Source organism: Carboxylicivirga taeanensis (assembly GCF_051851475.1).
Taxonomy (GTDB): domain Bacteria; phylum Bacteroidota; class Bacteroidia; order Bacteroidales; family Marinilabiliaceae; genus Carboxylicivirga; species Carboxylicivirga taeanensis.
Window position 1 is genome coordinate 42,006 of sequence record NZ_JBPUSJ010000010.1, and the last position, 21,803, is coordinate 63,808.

At 44.0% G+C, this 21,803-nt stretch carries 19 protein-coding genes; 8 read left to right on the forward strand and 11 right to left on the reverse strand.

What is annotated here, in order from left to right; genetic code table 11:
• From ACSX1H_RS14260 to ACSX1H_RS14310, 11 genes are all read right to left on the reverse strand, one after another.
• The gene (locus tag ACSX1H_RS14260; protein WP_439184896.1) at positions 1-729 is read right to left on the reverse strand and encodes a cell division protein FtsQ/DivIB; all 729 of its coding nucleotides are present in this window, start codon (positions 727-729) and stop codon (positions 1-3) included.
• Positions 730-823: 94 nt separating this feature from the next.
• A complete protein-coding gene (murC, locus tag ACSX1H_RS14265) occupies positions 824-2,212 on the reverse strand; it encodes a UDP-N-acetylmuramate--L-alanine ligase (RefSeq protein WP_439184897.1) in 1,389 nt (462 codons plus the stop codon).
• 1 nt (position 2,213) lies between these two features.
• On the reverse strand, positions 2,214-3,311 hold the full coding sequence (gene murG / locus ACSX1H_RS14270) for an undecaprenyldiphospho-muramoylpentapeptide beta-N-acetylglucosaminyltransferase (RefSeq protein WP_439184898.1): 1,098 nt from the start codon (positions 3,309-3,311) through the stop codon (positions 2,214-2,216).
• A 3-nt stretch (positions 3,312-3,314) separates the two neighbouring features.
• Entirely contained in the window at positions 3,315-4,502 is a 1,188-nt protein-coding gene (locus tag ACSX1H_RS14275; protein WP_439184899.1) for an FtsW/RodA/SpoVE family cell cycle protein, read from the reverse strand.
• A gap of 9 nt (positions 4,503-4,511) precedes the next feature.
• Positions 4,512-5,849, reverse strand: a complete 1,338-nt coding sequence (gene murD / locus ACSX1H_RS14280; RefSeq protein ID WP_439184900.1) for a UDP-N-acetylmuramoyl-L-alanine--D-glutamate ligase — start codon at positions 5,847-5,849, stop codon at positions 4,512-4,514.
• A 4-nt stretch (positions 5,850-5,853) separates the two neighbouring features.
• Positions 5,854-7,086 (reverse strand): phospho-N-acetylmuramoyl-pentapeptide-transferase, encoded by a 1,233-nt coding sequence (gene mraY, locus ACSX1H_RS14285; protein WP_439184901.1) that lies wholly within the window; start codon positions 7,084-7,086, stop codon positions 5,854-5,856.
• Positions 7,087-7,096: 10 nt separating this feature from the next.
• Positions 7,097-8,557 carry a UDP-N-acetylmuramoyl-L-alanyl-D-glutamate--2,6-diaminopimelate ligase gene (locus ACSX1H_RS14290; protein ID WP_439184902.1) on the reverse strand — a complete coding sequence of 487 codons (1,461 nt, stop codon included), beginning with the start codon at positions 8,555-8,557 and terminating at the stop codon, positions 7,097-7,099.
• Positions 8,558-10,669 (reverse strand): PASTA domain-containing penicillin-binding protein, encoded by a 2,112-nt coding sequence (locus ACSX1H_RS14295; protein ID WP_439184903.1) that lies wholly within the window; start codon positions 10,667-10,669, stop codon positions 8,558-8,560.
• A complete protein-coding gene (locus ACSX1H_RS14300) occupies positions 10,670-11,038 on the reverse strand; it encodes an FtsL-like putative cell division protein (RefSeq protein WP_439184904.1) in 369 nt (122 codons plus the stop codon).
• An 8-nt stretch (positions 11,039-11,046) separates the two neighbouring features.
• The gene (gene rsmH / locus ACSX1H_RS14305) at positions 11,047-11,955 is read right to left on the reverse strand and encodes a 16S rRNA (cytosine(1402)-N(4))-methyltransferase RsmH (RefSeq protein WP_439184905.1); all 909 of its coding nucleotides are present in this window, start codon (positions 11,953-11,955) and stop codon (positions 11,047-11,049) included.
• A 5-nt stretch (positions 11,956-11,960) separates the two neighbouring features.
• Entirely contained in the window at positions 11,961-12,431 is a 471-nt protein-coding gene (locus tag ACSX1H_RS14310; protein ID WP_439184906.1) for a division/cell wall cluster transcriptional repressor MraZ, read from the reverse strand.
• Between the two features lie 536 nt (positions 12,432-12,967).
• On the opposite strand from ACSX1H_RS14310, the gene glsA reads away from it, so the two are divergent.
• The 8 genes from glsA (at position 12,968) to kdd (ending at position 21,782) form a co-directional block, all read left to right on the forward strand.
• A complete protein-coding gene (gene glsA / locus ACSX1H_RS14315; protein ID WP_439184907.1) occupies positions 12,968-13,804 on the forward strand; it encodes a lyso-glycine lipid O-acyltransferase GlsA in 837 nt (278 codons plus the stop codon).
• Between the two features lie 25 nt (positions 13,805-13,829).
• Entirely contained in the window at positions 13,830-14,777 is a 948-nt protein-coding gene (gene glsB, locus ACSX1H_RS14320; protein ID WP_439184908.1) for a glycine N(alpha)-acyltransferase GlsB, read from the forward strand.
• A gap of 91 nt (positions 14,778-14,868) precedes the next feature.
• On the forward strand, positions 14,869-16,359 hold the full coding sequence (locus ACSX1H_RS14325) for a dihydrolipoyl dehydrogenase family protein (RefSeq protein WP_439184909.1): 1,491 nt from the start codon (positions 14,869-14,871) through the stop codon (positions 16,357-16,359).
• Positions 16,360-16,750: 391 nt separating this feature from the next.
• Positions 16,751-17,998, forward strand: a complete 1,248-nt coding sequence (locus ACSX1H_RS14330; RefSeq protein ID WP_439184910.1) for an aspartate aminotransferase family protein — start codon at positions 16,751-16,753, stop codon at positions 17,996-17,998.
• A gap of 2 nt (positions 17,999-18,000) precedes the next feature.
• Complete coding sequence (locus tag ACSX1H_RS14335; RefSeq protein ID WP_439184911.1) at positions 18,001-18,984, forward strand: CoA transferase subunit A; 984 nt, start codon at positions 18,001-18,003, stop codon at positions 18,982-18,984.
• Between the two features lie 21 nt (positions 18,985-19,005).
• Positions 19,006-19,782 carry a CoA-transferase subunit beta gene (locus ACSX1H_RS14340; protein WP_439184912.1) on the forward strand — a complete coding sequence of 259 codons (777 nt, stop codon included), beginning with the start codon at positions 19,006-19,008 and terminating at the stop codon, positions 19,780-19,782.
• Between the two features lie 56 nt (positions 19,783-19,838).
• Positions 19,839-20,663, forward strand: a complete 825-nt coding sequence (gene kce / locus ACSX1H_RS14345; RefSeq protein ID WP_439184913.1) for a 3-keto-5-aminohexanoate cleavage enzyme — start codon at positions 19,839-19,841, stop codon at positions 20,661-20,663.
• 75 nt (positions 20,664-20,738) lie between these two features.
• Positions 20,739-21,782 carry an L-erythro-3,5-diaminohexanoate dehydrogenase gene (gene kdd, locus ACSX1H_RS14350; RefSeq protein ID WP_439184914.1) on the forward strand — a complete coding sequence of 348 codons (1,044 nt, stop codon included), beginning with the start codon at positions 20,739-20,741 and terminating at the stop codon, positions 21,780-21,782.
• The last annotated feature ends 21 nt before the right edge of the window (positions 21,783-21,803 follow it).

A 21,803-nucleotide genomic window follows, 5' to 3' on the forward strand; every position in this document is an offset into this window, starting at 1 on the left:
TTATCCTTTTGTACAAACGACTTGTCCTTTATATTTTAAACTTACTTTTTTATACAAATTCCATTCACGCGAATCCCACCCGTTTTTGTAGAGTGCCTTTAGATTTCGAAACTTCGTTTCTACATCATCCACTCTACCAAACTCTATCAAATGATCTCCAACTCGCGGCACCATGGTTACTTCCCCATTCTGCTCCACATACACCTGCTCAATTTGGGCTTTCCAAAACGGATCCGCATTAATGGTGCGTGCCAAATACAACAGATCGTCCTTGGACTCCAACCGCTTTATAAACCCTCCTGCTACCAAAACGTGGGCAGTATGGCTTTTAAACAAGGGCATCTGTCTCCCATTTGAATCAAGATAATAAGTGTCATCCCCATCAAAAACTCTCACCAGAGGCTTGCGCTGTGTCACATCAATGTGCAGGGCTCCTCCATAGGTGAGGTATACTTCGCAACTTTCAATTGCCGGATGCTTGCTGAAAAACAGCTCCATCTCATTGCAATTTACTTCGTTAATAGGTCGCCCTAACACACCGGTATACTTTTCCAGCACAATTTCCTTGATTTCGTCGGGCGAAATAAACTTATTATCCACACTGTCGCAAATAGTGGGAAGGATTTCTCCACACACCACACTACTTTTATCGATAGCTACAAACGAGAGCGTCACAGGGAAGTAAATTCCTATGACTATTGCAAACAATATATTTTTCCAAGCTTTCATTTGTAACCTAGGCTTTTGACCTGTTTAAATATAACTTTTTCAGACTAGTATCAGTCGAGTATTGATTAATATTTATTAACAATTTGCTAAACGTTTAATAATTGCTGATAAACTCTCTTAATTTTTCTTCTAAAAGCGGCACCTCCTTATCTATATCACCAGCTCCAAGGGTCAGAATCACTTCACATTTCCCCTTAATGAGTGTCTCAAACAGCTCATCTCGCTTTACCACTTGCACCTCTGCCTGCTTAATATACTTTTTTATCAACTCAGCATCTACCCCTTCAATTGGCACCTCACGTGCCGGATAAATATCCATTAACAGTACCCGTTCACAGGCATCTAAAGCTTCAGCAAACCCGGTGGCGAAATCGCGCGTTCGGGTGTACAAATGCGGCTGAAAAATAGTCGTTATTTTTTTATCCGGATACATCGCTTTTACAGATTTTAGAGTCGCTCTAATTTCTTCCGGATGGTGTGCATAATCATCAATAAACACCAAATTATCAGACTTGATGCGGTACTGAAAGCGACGACGAATACCTTCAAATGTGGGTAAGGCCGCTTTAATTTCATGGGCTTCTACACCACCAAGCAAAGCCAAGCCAATAGCACCGACTGCATTTTCAACATTCACCAGTCCCGGCACACCCATTTTAAAGCCTTTTATTGTCCCAAATGGCGACTTCATATCAAAATGATACAGACCATTGACGAGCCTAATATTAAACGCACTAAAATCGGCAGCCTCCTCAATTGAATAGGAGAACAGTTCAATCTCGTCATTAACATCTTCAATTGGTAATCCGGCCTTGTAAAGCAGCACGCCACCCGACTCTATCCTCTCAATAAATTCCAGAAAGGCCTCATTCACTTGTTCGGCATCCCCATAAATGTCCAAATGATCGGCATCCATGGCCGATATGAGAGCAAGATGAGGGTGCAGATGCAAAAATGAACGGTCAAACTCATCGGCTTCAAGCACGACGTATCTGGACTGCTTATCATGCAGAAAATTAGTCTTGTAGTTATTCACAATCCCTCCTAAAAAGGCACTACACCCTACTGACGATTGCTTATACAGGTGAGCAGTCATCGATGAGATAGTTGTTTTACCATGCGTACCAGCTACACATACCCCATTCATCCCTTTGGAGATAAGCCCAAGCACAGCCGCGCGTTTTCTCACATCGAAATTTTTAGCCCTGAAATAGGTCAACTCCTTATGTGTTTCGGGGATTGCCGGTGTATAAACCACCAGTGTCGACTCCCTGTCGTGATAATTTAAGGCCACCTGCGTGATATCATCTTCATAATGAATATCAATACCTTCGTGCTCAAGTTCCCTGGTTAAAACAGTAGCTACCCGGTCGTATCCGGCAACGTGCAAGCCTTCATACTTGAAAAAACGGGCCAAGGCACTCATGCCGATGCCGCCAACACCTACAAAATAAACACTCTTTATATCTTTCAATTGCAACATCTTACTTCTTTTGTGCCAATTTTATAACTTCATTCGCAATCGTTCTTGCCGCATCTGGCTTGGCAAATAACTTTATATTTTCAGAAAGATTCTGAAGCTTAGCTGACTCACCCAGTAAAGCTGAAGCCTCTCCAAGCAACTCATTTACTCTAGCGTCGGGCAACAACACAGCAGCATCCTTATCGACCAGCGCTTTTGCATTCTTCGTTTGATGGTCTTCCGATACATTGGGTGAAGGAACAAAAATGGTGGGCTTACCCAAAATTGCCAATTCTGAAATTGAGCTTGCCCCGGCCCGCGAAACCACCAAATCAGCAGCTGCAAATGCCATGTCCATCCGTCCAATGAAATCAGTTACCAGCACTCGTTCGGCAACTGCTTGTGGCAACCGGTTCTTCATCTCGTCAAAATACAAGCGCCCCGTTTGCCATATCATCTGCACATCAGCAGGCAAATGGTCAATGGTTGCTATTATTCCGTTATTGATTGATCGGGCCCCAAGACTGCCCCCAATAACAAGTATCACTTTTTTTTGCGGATCTAAATTCCAAAAGTTAATAGCTGTATCCCGGTCAATGGAATTAAGGAGATCATTACGAACCGGATTGCCGGTAATCAAAATTTTCTCCTTTGTAAAAAAACGTTCCATGCCCTGATAGGCCACACAAATACGTGCTGCTTTTTTTGCCAATAAGCGATTGGTCACCCCTGGAAAGGAATTTTGTTCCTGCAATAAGCTGGGAACACCAGTTTGAGAAGCCACCCGCAAAACGGGTCCACTGGCATAACCGCCTACGCCTACCGCCACATCGGGCTTAAACTGCCGAATAACTTTACGCGCCTTTAGCAGACTGTTAAGCAATTTAAATGGGAAGGCCAGGTTACGTAAAGTGAGCTTTCGGTGAAAACCAGCTACTGGTAACCCAACAATCGCATACCCGGCCGCCGGCACCTTTTCCATCTCCATCTTACCCAATGCTCCTACAAATAATATTTTGGCATCAGGCTGCAATTCTTTTACTGAATTGGCAATAGCAATTGCAGGAAAAATATGCCCTCCGGTTCCCCCGCCACTAATTATCACTTTTAATGTGCTCATAATCTATTCTTTTTCGGGCTGTACAGCTAACTCTTTTTCTTCCAAATTATTTCGACTCACACTCAATATGGCTCCAAAGGCAAGGCAGGTAAACAAAGTAGATGTACCTCCCATACTAACCAGGGGCAGGGGCTGTCCTGTTACAGGCAAAACACCAACAGCAACACCCATATTAATAAAGGCCTGTACCACCAGTAATGTGGACAATCCAATAACCAGAAAAGCCGGAAATGTGCGACTGCTGGCCCTGACAATAACCCCTGCTCGAAACAGCAAGATTAAATAGGCGAACATGATTAAAAACCCGCCGATGAGAATCCCCCATTCTTCGATGATAATTGCATACACAAAATCACTGTATGGGTGAGGCAGAAAGTATCGTTGCTGACTATTACCTGGTCCACGTCCCATAAATACACCACCAGTGGCAATGGCAATCTGTGATCGTTGCGACTGATAATCGGCACTTGAATCGAGCTCTTGTCCTCCCTTCTCTTCATCGCCAACGAATCTTTCGATTCGCCCTTTCCAGGTGCTCGCCCGGTGCAAAAAAGGAACATAATCAGACAGCCATAAAACCACCATTACAAATAGCACAACTGCTGCAACAGTACTGAATAAGTACCTGAACGATACCCGACCAATCATCATCACCAACCAGCTGGTTAGTCCAATTAAAGCGGCTGTTGAAAAGTCATCTTTAAAAATAAGCCCGCATACGATGGCCACATGAAGCATGATAGGCTTGAAGGCTTCGTCAGCCGTTCGATCATTAGCCTGGTATTGTGCCAGCACTTTAGCTATGTACATCATCAATGCAAGCTTTGCCAGCTCCGATGGCTGAAAGGATATCCCCACCACTGGTACTGTAAGCCAGCGACTTGCCTGATTTAAGCTAACCCCTGAAATAGCCGTAATGACCAGCAATACAATGGAGAAATATAAAAATACAGTGGCAAAGCGAGCAAACCACTTATAGTCGATATGGTGCACCATTACAATTATCCCAATACCTAATATTAAGAATTTAGCATGGCGAAACAGGTAGTAGACCGAATTCCCATCCTGATGTTTGAATGCCAGATTGCCAGTAGCACTATAGACAACCAAACATGAAAAAACCGACAAGAGCAGGATGACATACCAGATTATCCGGTCACCTTTAATATATTTTTTCAACAACTCGTTCATGTTCACGTATTATAAGTTGCGCACACTGTCCTTAAACAAATCGCCCCTTTGTATATAGTTATCAAACAAATCAAAACTGGCACACGCGGGTGATAGTAATACCACATCATTCTTTCTTCCGAGTTTGTAGGCCAGCTTAACCGCCTCTTCCATCGATTGGGTTTCTTTAATAATTTTAACCCGTTCTTTAAAGGCAGCCAGAAGTTTATCATTATCTGTTCCCAAACAAATTAAAGCCTTTACCTTTTCTTCAACCAGCGGCATGAGTTCATTATAATCGTTTCCTTTATCCACCCCACCGGCTATCCAAATAACCGGTTTAGTCATGCACTCCAGCGCATACCAGGCCGAATTAATATTGGTTGCTTTCGAATCGTTAATAAACTCAATCCCCCTCACTGCAGCCACCCGCTCCAAGCGATGCGCTGCACCCTTAAAGCTGGAAAGGCTTTCCCGAATTAACTTCTTCCTGATTTGTAATACTTTGGCTACAATTCCGGCTGCCATTGAATTGTATAAATTATGGCGCCCATGTAACGATAATTCCTGAGAAAAGATGCTCATAGTTTCATCGTTATAGTTAATAATTAATTCGTCGATGGTAGAGTAAGCTCCTTGTTTTAGGATACCTTTTTGCGTAAAAGGCAACAGTTCGGAACGCACAATGCGTTTCTGCAACTCACTAACAATCACCTCATCGTCCTGACAATAGACGAACACATCCTGTTCTGTTTGGTTTTGAATTATCCGAAACTTACTATCGATGTAATTCTGCATTTTATAATCGTAACGATCCAGATGATCGGGCGTTATATTTAACAGAACCGCAATGTCTGCCCGGAACTGAAACATGCCATCCAGCTGGAAGCTGCTTAACTCAAGCACAAACCATTCGGGACATTTCCCTTCGGCCAACTGCCGTGCCCAGCTTGTGCCCACATTACCAGCCATTTCAACACTCACCCCGGCTTGTGTAAGCAGGTGATGAATCAACATTGTAGTAGTGGTTTTTCCATTACTTCCGGTAATACATATGGTTTTGGACTCTGTATAACGTGATGCAAATTCTATTTCAGAGATAACTGGTATCTGCCGGGTATGTAACTGTTGTATCATTGGTATAGAGTCGGGTATCCCCGGGCTTTTCACCACTTCCCTGGCTGCAAAAATGAGCTCCAGCGTATGGGTGCCTTCTTCCCAATCGATGCCGGCTGCATCCAACTCACGCTGGTAATGTAATGCAATTGAGCCGCTATCAGACACAAACACATCCCACCCTTGCTGCTTTGCTAATAGTGCGGCACCTACACCGCTTTCGCCAGCCCCTAATACAACCAGTTTTTGCATACTGTTATCGTACTTTTAAAGTTACAATTGTTAATACTGCCAAAATAATTCCGATGATCCAGAAGCGAGTCACAATTTTTGACTCGGTATAGCCTATTTTTTGATAGTGATGATGAAGAGGCGCCATTTTAAATACCCGACGACCAACACCATACTTTTTCTTCGTGTATTTAAACCAGGATACCTGTATCATGACCGAAAGATTTTCAACCAAAAAGATACCACACAGAATAGGAATTAACAGTTCAATGCGCAGCAAAATGGCAAATACCGCAATGATACCGCCCAACGTTAAACTTCCTGTATCGCCCATAAAAACCTGCGCCGGGAAAGAGTTGTACCACAAAAATCCAACAGTAGCCCCTATAAAGGCAGCCATAAACACAACCAGTTCTTCCGAATGAGGAATATAGAGTATATCCAGATAATCGGCATATATCACATTACTGGATAAGTAGGCAAAAATACCTAATGTGATGCCAATGATCGCCGACGTTCCGGTAGCCAGCCCATCGAGGCCATCGGTAATATTAGCCCCATTTGAAACGGCGGTAATAATAAAGATAACAGCTGCTGCAAATATCAGCCAGCCCCACTTTTTAGCCTGATCACCCAGGAACCAAAGAACTGAAGAATAATCAAACTGATGGTTTTTTAGAAACGGAACATTCGTTACAGTAGACTTCACTTCACGTGTTGCAGCCCTTTCCACCTGTTGTCCTGTTTCGAGCTCTACGGTAATGGTTTCGCCAGGTATTTTCTCGCGCACCACCACATCGCTGCTGGAAAAAAGTGTAATGGCCACAATCAGGCCAATACCTATCTGACCAGCAATTTTAAAGCGGCCCGCCAGACCTTCTTTGTCCTTTTTAAATACTTTAATATAATCATCGATAAACCCGATAGCTCCCAGCCAAAGGGTGGTTATGATCATAAGGATTATGTAGATATTATCCAGCTTATTAAACAATAATACAGGAATGAGAATAGAACCAATGATGATAATTCCACCCATGGTTGGGGTTCCTTTTTTGGCGTACTGTCCTTCCAGTCCCAAATCACGAACAACTTCACCAATTTGCTGCCTCTGAAGCAATTTAATGGCCATTTTTCCGAAAATGGTTCCCGTTAATAAGGCCACAATTATGGCCATCCCGGCACGGAATGAAATATACTGAAATACGCCAGCTCCAGGTACATTCATTTTTTCCAGGTATTCAAAAAGATAATACAGCATGCTTTTGGTTTTATTCTTCGTTAAATAGTTCTTTTATAATTTCTCTGTCGTCGAAATGGCTACGCACTCCTTTCACCTCCTGATAAGTCTCATGTCCTTTACCGGCCACCAATACAATATCACCTTCTCCAGCCACCATGCAGGCAGTCCTTATCGCCTCACGACGATTGACAATAGACAAGACCTTGACGCGCTCTTTAAAACTAACGCCTTCCATCATCTGCTCAATAATCAACTCCGGGTCTTCACTGCGCGGATTATCTGATGTGAAAATCACCTTTGAACTGCCGCCTACAGCCTCTTTAGCCATTTCGGGGCGTTTTAAAGGATCGCGGTCGCCCCCCGCTCCTACAACGGTAATAAGCTGTTGCTGGGGCTGACGAACCAGGTTAATGGTTTCAATCACATTTTTTAACGCATCGGGCGTATGCGCATAATCCACAATCGCTGTTTTGCCCGATTTAGACCGTATCGTTTCAAAGCGGCCATCAACGGGTTTTAACTGACTTAAAGCCACCAATACTTCCGACCTTTCAAAGCCAAGCAGGCAGGCAGCTCCATAAACCAACAATAGGTTTTGCGCATTAAAGTGCCCCACAAATTGCGTCCACACCTCCTGACCATCTATCTCAAGCTGCATTCCTTCAAACATGCTTTCGATAATACGGCCTTTAAAAGTTCCCATTCCCCGGAGCGAATAGGTATAGGTTGGTGCTTTGGTATTTTGCAACATCACCTGACCATTTTTATCATCAGCATTGGTGATAGCAAAGGCCTGCTTATTCAAGCCATCAAAAAATAACTTCTTGGCTTCTATATAAGCTTTAAAAGTATGATGGTAATCCAGGTGGTCGTGCGAGATATTAGTAAACAACCCTCCTGCAAAGGTAAGACCTGCTACCCGACCTTGCACGAGCGCATGCGAACTGACTTCCATAAAACAGTATTCACAGCCGGCTTCCACCATGTCAGCCATAATTTTATTAAGAGTAACCGCATCAGGTGTTGTGTGGGTTGCCTCCACCTTTTTGGAGCCAATGAAGTTGGCCACTGTTGAAAATAAGCCAGCCTGATACCCCATACTCATAACCAGGTGATACAGCAATGTAGCCGTTGTGGTTTTTCCATTGGTTCCCGTTACTCCAACCAATTTTAACTGCTCAGATGGATGTTCATAAAAAGCTGAAGCTAAACAGCCCAAGGCCAATGAACTATCTGCAACCTTAATCACAACAGCATCATTGGGATAATCTTCCGGCATTTCTTCACACACAATGCACCGACACCCGCTTTCGAAAACCTGCGGTATAAAATGGTGCCCATCCGTTGCCGTTCCTTTTATAGCGACAAACAGCGAATCGGCATCTGCTTTTCTGGAATCAAAAACCAGCTGCCTGATATCACAATCTGCTTCATTGAATCGTTCAACAACCTTAATCTCCTTAATAATATCTGATAATTTCTGCTTCATCTATCCTAACCTCAAATAAATTGTTGCACCTTTCTTAAAACTTTGTCCGGCGGCGATTGATTGCTCCCGCACAGCACCAACTCCTCTCATAACCACCCTTAGCCCAAGATTCTCGAGCAGCATTACAGCATCCTTGGCACCTAAACCTTTCACATTAGGCACTATGCCCTCGGGAAACCGCTTTGCTTTAAGATCAATCTCATGCTCCCGGGCCGATGCTGAGATCCAGTCTGAGTTAATTTCTTGTCCATCAACCATCACCCCAATTTCGTTGAACACGGTTAGCAGTTCCTCTTTTTTTCCTCCTTTGGAGTAGGGCTGATGATAAGCCAACTGCACTTCATGCTCCGTTTCAACATCTGAATGGTGATAGCTTTGCGCATAAACGCGATCTGCAATTTCTTTAAAAACCGAACCAGCCACCACGTTGGCATAATAAACATTGTTAGAGGGCGCATTCACCACTACTATACAGCTATACAAAGGGCGGTCAGCCGGAAAATACCCTACAAAAGAAGCCTGATGCTTTTTTCCTCCTTCACCCTTATAACCTGAAGATCCTTTAGCTATTTGCGCCGTTCCTGTCTTACCGGCTATCTTGTAACGTTCATTTTTAATGTTACGCGCCGTTCCGCGTTCAACCGCTCCAACCAGCAGGTCATGCACCTTCTCAATGGTTTCTAAAGAACAAATCGACGGATTAAGCACCTGAGGTTCCATCTCCATAATGACCTCCCCATGATGCTGAACAGACTCTACAAACATTGGCTTCATCATCCGTCCATTGTTAGCCACTGCATTGTAAAAGCTCAGCACCTGCAAAGGCGTTTGTTGAATCTCATATCCGATGGACATCCACGGGAGCGTCACTCCCGACCAGGTTTTCTCGCCCGGATACTTAATCATCGGAATGCCCTCTCCCTTAATTTCAATGCCTAAAGGTTCCTTCAGATTCATAGAATACAAACGATCAACAAAGCGGCGCGGATTATCGCGGTAATTATTAAATATTATTTTTGAAATACCAACATTGGATGATTTCTCGAACACCTCGCGAACGGAAAGCGTACCATATCCTCCATAATGACTGTCGGTCATCTTACGATCATAAAAGTAACAGTAGCCTTTACCGGTTTCTATGCTGTCGGTCAATCTCACAACCCCATCTTCCAGGGCTACAATCATAGAAGCCAGCTTAAAGGTAGAACCCGGCTCCGTAGCTTCACCAATGGCATAGTTATAATCTTCAATATACCTGCCCGTGGACGTTTGTCCGAGGTTGGCAATGGCCCTAATTTTTCCGGTTGAGACCTCCATCAACACCGCGCATCCATGGTCGGCCTGGTGCATTTGCAGCTGCTGAAGAAGCGCTGTCTCAGCCACATCCTGCAGTCCAATATCAATCGTCGTCACCACATCATGACCATCAATGGGCTTTACTTGCTCCTCTACCACCCAGTTGCCACTCACACGCGTGCGGGTACTCACCCCAGCAACACCTTTTAGTATGTTGTTATAGGCCATTTCTAAGCCAAAGCGCCCACCAAGATCTTTCTCAGCATACAAACTACCAACCGTACGAGCCGCCAACTCACCAAAGGGCAGTTTCCGATTCTCGTATTTGCGTGGAATAAAACCGCCTTTATTTGCTCCCAGTCTAAATAAAGGAAATTCCTTCACACGCTTCAATTCGGTAAACGAGATGCGACGTGGGTGAATCATATAATAACGTTTTCCTTCAGCCCGGGCTTTTTTTAGCGCGGACCTAAAGGCAGCCTGCGAACGATCGCCAAAAAAATGTGACAAATGATAGGCCAGGCTATCGACCTGCCCATTGAACACCTCATCGGTTAAGCCGTGTGCCCGCATATCCATATGAATCCGATAGGTAGGGACTGAACAGGCCAGTTTGCGAAAGTCAGTGGCCAGTATATCGCCCCGGTTAGCGTCTATTACAATATCTTTATTGGTATGCTCTTCAACAAACTCCTCAAACTCATCCCCCTGAACAATACGCAGATACAATGCCTTTCCCAAAATAACCACAGCCAAAGCAGCTATGCCTATATAGAGCAATCCAAATCGTAATATGATACTTTTCTTAATCTGCATTTATCGATTAACTTTTAAACGCCTGGGCGGCTCTGTTAACTCCTCCAGTTCTAAATCTTTCGATCGAATCTTCTTCAGCACTTCACTTTGCTTACTCATGAACATCAGTTCCGAAGAAGTCGTAATCGCCTCATAACGAAGCGATTTTAATTCTTTATTCAAATCAGCAATTTCTCGCATTTGCTCTTCCATGCGATAATGGTTGCCAATGTACAGAAACGCAAAAAAAGCTAAAAACAAGGCGAATGGCAGCTGCTTGGCCACCAACGACCGCGTAAACAGTCGCCCATTAATCACCTCTCTTACCGAAATATTCTTCAGCTCATCAACCTCCTCTTTGGAAAGAATAAACTCCGGTATTTTACTCATTCGCCATTTCATACCCGCTCAGCAATTCTCAGTTTAGCACTTCGCGCCCGGTTATTAAGGGCAATTTCATCGACACCTGGTATTATCAACTTTCTATTAACCGCTTTAAACGGCACATCAGCATGCCCATAAATATCTTTATCCGGTTGATTCTTATCACAATCACCCGAACGTATAAAATTCTTCACCAATCTATCTTCCAGACTATGATAGGAAATAACCGATAAGCGACCGCCCGGCTTTATGGCATGGGCCGATTGCATCAACACAGACTTTAGTACATCCATTTCCTTATTTACTTCGATGCGCAAGGCCTGAAAAACCTGGGCTAAAAACTTCGACTGCTCTTTTTTGGGCCCTATTTTTTCGGCCACCAGCTTTAAATCGGTGGTCGTTTCAAAAGGATGTGAAGTACGTGCTTTTATAATTTCAGAGGCGAGCTTATAGGAGGATTTAATCTCCCCATACTGCCAAAAAATACGTTTTAAATCATCCAAATCATAGGTATTCACCAAATCAGCTGCAGTCATCTGCAAGCCCTGCCCCATCCGCATATCCAGTTTTCCCTCAAAGCGAAAAGAGAAACCTCTCTCTGCCGCATCAAAATGATGTGATGACACCCCAAGATCGCCAAGGATACCATCCACCTTATCAATGCCCAGGTAGCGCAGAAAATGAGATAGATACTGAAAATTATGACGTACAAACCGCAAACGTTCATCATCTGGCCGGTTATTATAAGCGTCCTCATCCTGATCAAACACCACCAAGATTCCATCAGGGCCTAAACGCGATAAAATTTCGCGCGAATGCCCCCCACCACCGAATGTTAAGTCCACATAAACGCCATCCGGTTGAATATTTAATCCGTCTACCGATTCCTTGAGTAAAACTGGTATATGATATTCTTGTTCCATAACAATTACTTTTCTTCTTCGGCCGCAAAGTTACCACCTAGCAACTCTTCTGCCAACTCTCCTAATTCATCTCCACTTAACCCATCATCCTCCAGTTGCTGCCTACTCCACAACTCAATATTACTTCCTACGCCCAGCAACACTACTTCACTATCTACCCCTATCATCTCCATCAGGCGCTTAGGCACAAGAAACCGCCCGTTCCCATCGAGGCTTACTTCGGCAGTAGAGCGATACAAAGCCCGCTTCAGCCGCTTATCTTTTTGTCGAAAACTGCTTAATTTACTTTCCAAAAGTTGCACTTCTTTCTGCCATTCATCCTGGGGAATTAGAACGAGACAGTTATCAAAGAGATCCTTTCTGACCACAAACGACGATTGATTGGCTTCACTCATCACTTTTTTGAAGAGCGAAGGCAATACAACACGCCCTTTAGCATCGGGCTTACATACAAAATCGCCTATAAATGTGATCATTACCAAATACGTATTTCACTTGTAAAAGTATAAAACTTTAACACCACATGCAACCACTTTAAACCACTTTAAACCACCTGTTGATAACTTTTTTTTTGGGGAAATTGTACAAAACCACGCAAGCCGCTGCAAGCAAGAAAACAATACAATCAAAGCCAAAAAATAAGCTTACGAGGGCAATTTTAAATACAAAGGATTTGGTAAGATACGTATCAAATAATTGCGGCAACAAAGCTATTAACTTTCATGAATTACCCGATGCATTATGCTGCCAAGGCAATTAACACACAAACCACTCCAAATACGCAATAACAGCGTGAGTTACCACTATCAAGACACAAAAAGCCTGTCAGCGGAACATCGCAGCATTTTTTAAAGCCACGCATTTGAAATTAAGCGCACAGCCAGGCCTAATTAAACTAGCCATCAATCCTTTTCACCTCTCACTCCCACACCCTCTCAGCAGAAATAAGCTTTTAATTATCCCATGTTTATAAAATAATTCCTAACATTGAACCCGATTAGTTATTGCAAGCATGGAACAGAAACAAAAAGAAGATAAATTCATAGATATAGATAAAGTATTTCATGACAAAAACCCGGGATTAAAGCGTTTTATACCTAAGTTTCTGATTAACTATTTAAAACGCATTACCCATCAGGATGAAATCAATAAATTTATTGCCGATCACAAAGATATTTACGGCATTGAATACGCCGAAGCCATTATTGCCAATTTTCAATCGCGCTATCAAATTAAAGGCGAAGAAAACATTCCAAAAGAAGGACGCTTTGTATTTGTAGCTAATCATCCGCTCGGCGGACTGGACGGCATGGTTTTCGTTGCTGCCGTTGGTAAGTACTTTAGGCAGCTTAAGTTTCCGGTGAACGACATACTGATGAACCTCACCAATCTGCGCGACATCTTTTTACCAATCAACAAACACGGAGGCCACAGTCGCGATGCTGCTCAAGCTATTGACGAAGCCTATGCAAGCGACCACCAAATTCTGATGTTTCCGGCCGGATTAGTCTCCAGAAAAGGAAAAAACGGAGTCATCAAAGATTTGGAATGGAAGCCCAACTTTATTAAAAAGGCCAAGACCCATAAGCGAACCATTATCCCTGTGCATATTTCAGGACGAAACACCAATCGGTTTTACAACCTTGCCAACTGGCGCAAGAAACTGGGCATTAAGGCCAATATAGAAATGCTTTACTTAGTAGATGAGCTTTATCTGCAACGCAACAAAACGGTTACGATTACTTTTGGAAAGCCAATTAATGTGTCAGATGCTCCAACAGGGAGAGCAAACCGGGAATGGGCTCAAAAAATCAAAGAGGAAGTCTATGCCTTAGCAAAAATAAATTAATTTTGTAGTCTTAAGAATTCACCGAATGAGAGTAAAAGAAATAATACCTCCTGTACCGCGAGAAGAACTGGAAGCTGAGCTGAACCAGGAAACCTTCGTGCGTAACACCAACAAAGGCGACAATAGAATATATGACTTCACGGCTCATCAGGCACCAGCTTTGATGCGTGAGGTAGGACGATTGCGGGAAATCACTTTCCGAATGGCTGGCGGTGGTACAGGCAATGCCACTGATATTGACGATTACGACACAGCCGAAGTCCCCTATCGTCAGTTAATCGTATGGGATCCACAACAAAAGGAAATCTTAGGTGGCTACAGATATTTGCTGGGCTGTGACATTCCGGTTGATCAACTGGGAAATGTTAAGCTGGCCACATCACGCATGTTTCACTTCTCCGATAAATTTATCAAAGAGTACTTACCCTACATGATTGAATTAGGTCGTTCCTTTGTACAACCAGCCTACCAATCATCAAAAGCCGGAACCAAAAGCCTGTTTGCCCTCGATAACTTGTGGGACGGTTTAGGCTCTTTAATTGTGAGTCATCCGGAAATGAAATATTTCTTTGGGAAAGTGACCATGTACACACATTTTAACCGCTACGCCCGCGATTTGATTCTTGGGTTTATGCAAAAGTACTTTAACGATCCTGATAAGCTCGTGTTTCCGCACGTACCGGTTGAGATTGATCTCACACCCCAGGACCTGAAAGAAATTTTTTGTGGACAAAACTACCAGGAGGACTACAAAATTCTAACCAAGCGAGTGCGCGAATTTGGTGAGAACATTCCACCACTGATCAATGCCTACATGAACTTATCTCCATCGATGAAAACCTTTGGCACAGCCATTAACGATCGCTTTGGTGATGTGGAAGAAACGGGTATTATACTAACAATCAACGAGCTGTACAAACAAAAAATTAACCGCCACGTTGATACATTTACCCCCAACGAACCCCACGAATAAGACACAATGAAAATAATTGGATAATAAAAGAAGAGTTGCAAATAAACAATTGCGACTCTTTTTTTTTATATGGTTATAACTTTTTTAATCGATGACAAACTCATACGACCTCGTAGTAATTGGCAGTGGCCCGGCAGGCTTCTCTTCAGCCATCCGTGCATTAGATTATGGCTTAAACGTGTGCATTGTTGAAGGCAAACATTTGGGTGGAACCGGCATAATGAACGGTGCCCTCACCTCCAAAACCATGTACGAGTTATCAATGGACTATGCCATTGCTGCCCGCATCGATAGAGGTTACCGGGTAGGGTCGTTGAGCGTTAATTTTGAAAAAGTAAAAAAAACAGTCATCCAGGCAGCCAAAGAAAAGCAGTACCAAATGCTCAGTCAAATTGAGACTTTTTCGCCGGCTCAGAATAAAAAAGGTTCACTCACCATTGAATATGGCTGGGCAAGTTTTGTGGATTACGATCATATAGAAGTTAAAGGACAAAGAGAAACCAAACGCATAAAGGGCAAAAATTTTGTTATCGCAACAGGTTCTCGTCCACGACTGTACGACGGTCTTCAGATTGATGGTGAGCGCATCATCACCTCCGACGGCATACTGGACTTAAAAGCATTTCCCGAACGCATGCTGATAATTGGGTCTGGTATTATTGGATGTGAATTTGCCACCATCTTCTCTAATTTTGGTCAAACAGAAGTACACCTCCTCGACCGCTCCAACAGAGTATTACCTTATGAAGACGATGATGTAAGCAGCTTTGTGTCGAAAAATCTTGAAAACAACGGCGTTATCATCCACCACACAGCCACCCTGCGCCACATCCGTAAACATCCCGAGCACCTCGAAGTGGTACTGGACTATCAGGCTGGACACAGCAAAGTGATTGAAGTTGATGTTGCCCTGGTCGCCATCGGTCGCGAACCCAATACCGAAGGCCTCCAACTTGAAAAAATTGGCATTGAGCTGCACAAAAATGGAACCATCCCCATTCAGGACGATTGCTTGCTGAGAGATGGTAAAGGGAGCTGTCATGTTTATGCGGCGGGCGATGTAACAGGCCACAGCCAGCTATATAGTGTTGCCGAATTTCAAGGACGCCTGGCAGCTGAAAAAATAGGTGACATCCCCCAATACCCGCTAGACTACTCACATATGAGTACACTCATGTTTTTTAAACCCGAAGTGGCTGCGGTTGGGGCCAACGAAAAGATGCTTCAGGAGAAAAAAATTCCTTACAAAGCAGCCTTTTATTCTAACAAACTTGTAAACAGGGCTATCGCCATGCGCAACACCAATGGCTTTGTTAAAATTTTGGTTAGCAGCGACGATGAACAGCGCATATTAGGCATGCGGGCAGCCGGCCCACAAGCTTCTGCCTTTATTGTCTCTGTTGCCCACCTTATCAATCAGGGAAACAGTCTGCACGAAGTTTTAAAAATATTTTATCCACACCCCAGCATACCGGAAGGTATTCAGGAATGCCTGCGAACAATCAGCGGCAAATCCATCTACAAGCCAGAAGCCTTCCCGGACTTAATTAACATTCGGGAGTGGTCGCCTGAAGAGGAATAAATACTCACGAGCGAAAAATTGTACTCATCAGTACAATAATAATAAATGGTTAATCCCTCAGGGCAGATCTGGCAAAAATAGCCTCTAAAGTTTAGACAAAATCTAAATTACATTGAAATACATGATTTCGGTAAAAATCATGCGCTTTATCATGTTGCATTCTTAACGTCTTTTTTACATTTGTGTATATTTTAACACCAATAAGGTAATTGCGTTATAATACAACACATGAGCGGGGTGCATAAACAAATACAAAATCAAACGCTACGCATAGAAGTAACAGACTTCTAAAGCATCCTCTTTGGCAACCTTCTGCCGCCCCTCATAAAGCAGCTCAATCGCAGACTTTACCAGTCTTATCTAAAAATAAATAGTCCAAAAACATATAGCTATGGAAGCAAAAAAGCTACACTTAGAGAATTCCTTAAAAGAACTTAAAAAAGGTAAATCTTTAATACCGGGTGGAGTATTAGGCATACGCCGCCCTTACAACTTTGTGGAGGGAGAATTCCCTGTATATTTCGACCACGGTAAAGGTGGACGCGTAACAGATATTGATGGCAATGAATACATCGACTACCTGTGTGCTTATGGCCCAATGATACTTGGTAACCGGGAAACGGAAGTTGACGACGCGGTTATTAATCAGATCCAGAATAAAGGGTTTTGTTTCTCATTGACGCAGAAATACCAAAACATGTTGGCTGAGAAGATGAATGAGCTGATTCCCTGCGCTGAGATGAGCTTATTTGTATGCACGGGTTCTGATGCCACTTCAACCGCTATCCGCCTGGCGCGTTCTTATACCAAACGAACAAAGGTAATGCGCTGCGGCTACCATGGCTGGCACGACTGGTGTGTGGAAGTAAAAGGAGGCATACCAGCCAAACTCTACGAGGATGTTTTCGAATTTGAATATAACCACCTGCAATCGCTCGAAAACCTACTAAAAGAACATGGCGATGACACGGCAGCTGTAATAATCACTCCATTAGGTCATCCTTTAGCAGCACCAATTGTAGAACCTCAGGAAGGATTCCTCGAAGGCGTTAAAGAGCTCTGTAAGCAATACGGTGTTGTGCTTATTTTCGATGAAATTCGTACAGGCTTCAGAGCAAGTATAGGAGGTGCCCAAAAACTTTATAAAGTAACTCCCGATTTGGCTGTATTTGGCAAAGCCATGGCCAACGGCTATCCCATTGGCGCTGTTACCGGCAAGGCCGACATCATGAAAGAGGGCGAATCAAATGTCTTTATTTCATCAACCTTCTTCCCTAACAGCCTGAGCTACGTAGCTGCCCTTAAAACCATTGAGATATTGGAACGCGATAAGGTACTGGACAAAATTTGGGAAAAAGGCGAAGAGTTTAATAGCAATATTGACAAACTGCTAAAACAATACCCGGTTGGCGCGCGCATCAGCGGCATCGCACCAATGATGTTCATCACCTTTGATAAAAATGAAGACGGCAGCTATAAAAAGAAACGTAATGACTTTTATACGCAGCTAATCCGTCGCGGCGTATTCCTGCAGCCTTATCACCATGGATATATCTGCCACCGCCATACACAGGAAGATTTGGATTACACTATTAAATCCATCGAAGAAGCATTGCAATACCTAACCGAAAAATACTAATCATGGATAACAAACAGCTTAACAAAGGTATTGGCGAACTTTTTATGTCGCCCAACGCCGATGAGATGAGAGGCTTTCTTCGCAATAAGAAAAAGCAAATGACCAATAAGCTCACCACTGTATCTGAGGCCATTGATACGTATGTAAATGATGGTGACTACCTGGCGATTGGCGGTTTTGGCGGGGTACGCATTCCTACAGCCCTTATCCACGAAATTATCCGAAAAGAAAAGAAAAACTTGGGATTTGCTGGCCATGTATCAACCCATGATTGCCAGCTGCTAAGTGCCGGCAAGTCATTTAACCGCTGTGATGCTGCTTACATTGTTGGTTTGGAAGCCAGAGGCTTATCCAAAAACTCACGCCGCATGTTTGAGTCCGGAAATGTAAAGGTTACTGAATGGTCTAACGGTGCCCTGTCGTGGCGTTTTAAAGCTGCAGCCATGGGCTTACCCTACCTCCCATCACGCGTTATGCTGGGAACCGATACATTTAAGCACTCGGCTGCAAAAGAGGTAGAATGCCCGTTTACCGCTCAGAAACTAGCGGCTTTACCGGCCCTTTATCCCGATGTGGCTATTCTGCACGTGCACCGCGCTGATGTTTATGGCAACTGCCAGATTGATGGTATTCTGGTGGCCGATGATGACATTGCCAAAGCCTCTAAACGCGTTATCGTGACCACCGAAAAAATTATTTCCAACGATGAAATTCGCAGAGAACCGTCCAAAACAATAATCCCATACTGGTGTGTCGATGCTGTGATAGAAATGCCTTATGGCTCCTACCCGGGCAATATGCCGGGCGAATACTTCTCGGATGAAGAGCATTTGAAAGACTGGTTAGTGGCCGAGAAAGATGAGATGCAGCTGGAAGAGTTTATCGCTCACCACATTCTATCGTCGAAAGATTTCTACGAATACCTGGAGAAAAACGGTGGCATGAACAGGATGAAACAACTGATGCAAGCCGAACATTTGTACTAATCTTAATTAAATCCCGACAAAATGGAAACAACATACAATCCAATGGAATTAATGATTACCGTTGCAGCCCGTAACCTGGAAGACGGCGCAATGGTAGTGGTAGGCACAGGTGTTCCGGTGGCAGCGGCCATGCTGGCACAAATGACGCAATCGCCTAACCTGACCATCATGTTCGAAGCCGGAGGCATCGCTCCGCTCTTGCCCACCATGCCTATCTCAGTAGGTGATTCGCGCACCACTCACAAAGGACTTAAAGCCACATCAATGGCCGAAATCATGGAACTTTGTCAGGCCGGAGTAGTTGATTACTGCTTTTTAGGCGGTGCCCAAATTGATAAATATGGGAATCTGAACTCCACAATGATTGGAGATGATTACACGAAACCCAAAACACGATTCCCGGGAAGCGGCGGTGCTAACGATCTGGCTTCTCTTTGCTGGAGAACCATGGTGGTAACGCCTCAAAACCCTAAGCGTTTTGCCAACAAAGTAGATTTTATTACTACACCTGGCTTTTTAGAAGGAGGCACCTCCCGCACAGATGCCGGTTTACCTGCCAACACCGGTCCATACAAAGTGATTACCGACATAGGTGTGTATGGCTATCAGGAAGATACCAAGGCCATGATGCTGCTATCGCTCCACCCGGGCAAAACGTTGGAGGATGTTAAAGCCAACGCAGAGTTCGATATCATCATCCCTCAGAATTATGAAACAACCCTTGAACCAAGTGCCGAAGAATTGCGCATTCTGCGAGAAAAAGTAGACCCTGCAGGCGTAATAATCGGGCGCGGATAACCCCTTCTTCAACCCTTTAACCTTTAAGATTCAGTAACTATCCAAAAAAGAGAAAAATGAAAAAAATGATAATAACCTGTGCAGTTTGTGGAGCCGAAACCACACGCGAGCACAACCCCAATCTTCCCCTTACACCCCTTGAAATAGCCGAGGCCACTTACGATGCTTACAAAGCTGGTGCGGCAATCGTTCACCTCCATGTGCGCGACGAGAATGGAGGCCCAACACAAGACCCTGAGGTATTCAAAGAAGCCATAGGTCTGATTCGCGAGCGCTGTGACATTGTTATTGAAATAACCACCGGCGGGGCTGTTGGCATGACCGATGATGAACGGGTGGCTGTGATAAAAGAGCTTCAGCCCGAAATGGCATCGCTGGATTGTGGAACAGTAAATTTTGGTGATGAATACATCGTTAACACCTTACCAACCATGCGCCGCTTTGCCAAGGAAATGAACAAATACAATGTTCGCCCGACTTTAGAGTGTTTTGATATTTCTCACGTGGCGGCCGCGGATATTCTCATTAAAGAAGGCTTACTAAAACCGCCTTACCACTATGGATTTGTAATGAATGTACCAGCCGCCATCCCCTACGACATTGAACTCCTTAACCTGCTTGTTAGCCGCATTCCAGAAGGTGCTCATTGGACAGTGATGGGCGTTGGCCGTGCATGCGTGCCCGCTCACTACGGAGCATTTGCTATTGGTAATGGCTTTATCCGTGTTGGCTTTGAAGACAATGTGTACTACTCAAAAGGGGTATTGGCCGATAGTAATGCACAGCTGGTCGAGCGCACCGCCAAACTATCGCGCGATGCGGGTTATGAAATTGCCACTCCGGCCGATGTGCGGGAAATACTGCAGCTAAAGGGACTATAAAAAAACAATAACAGCATAAAAACAAAGGCTAATAGCTGTTAGCCGATAGCTATTAGCCTTTTTATCTACTATAAAATGAATCAAAAGGGAAATAAATACGGCACACACCGGGTGATCGAGCCTAAAGGCGTACTGCCACAGCCAGCCACTGTGGTTGATAATAACATGAATGAGCTATTCGACAACGAGATACTCATTGATGTGGATGTATTGAATATCGACTCCGCCAGTTTTACCCAAATTAAAGAACAGGCGAAAGGGAATATTGAAGAAATTAAATCCATCATTCTGGATATTGTTGCCAAGCAGGGTAAAATGAAGAATCCAGTGACCGGTTCGGGGGGCATGCTGATTGGCTCCATTGAAAAAATTGGCAGCAGCCTCAACGGAAAAATTAACCTGCAAAAAGGCGATCGCATAGCAACGCTCGTATCTCTGTCACTCACACCCCTGTACATTGAAGAAATCCTGGATATTAAACCTGAAATTGATCAGGTAAAAATCAAAGGCAAAGCCATCTTGTTTGAAAGTGGCATCTATGCCAAACTTCCCGAAGATTTATCTGAAACACTTTCACTGGCTGTGTTGGATGTATGCGGCGCTCCTGCCCAAACCGAACGCCTGGTTAAAGAAGGGGACACGGTGGTAGTGCTGGGCGCTGGCGGTAAGTCTGGTATTTTATGCTGTGCTGTGGCCAAACAAATAGTTGGTGACAAGGGAATGGTCATTGGAGCCGACTACAGCGACGCCAACATTGAGCGCTTGAAACAGGTAGAGGTCTGCCATCACACGATTAAACTCAATGCCACCGATGCACTGCAATGCTACGACACCATAAATGAGCTAACCAATGGACAACTGGCCGATGTGGTGATCAATAACGTCAATATAACCAATACTGAAATGGGCTCCATCCTGATGTGTAAGGATCGCGGAACGGTTTACTTCTTTAGCATGGCAACCTCCTTCACCAAAGCGGCATTAGGAGCCGAAGGTGTTGGCAAGGATGTGGACATGCTTATTGGCAACGGCTATGCGATGGGGCACGCCGATATGGCCATTGACATCCTCCGGAAAAACGAAAAAATCAGAGAACTATACAAAGAACTGTATACCTAAACAGATCACTAAACACCAATC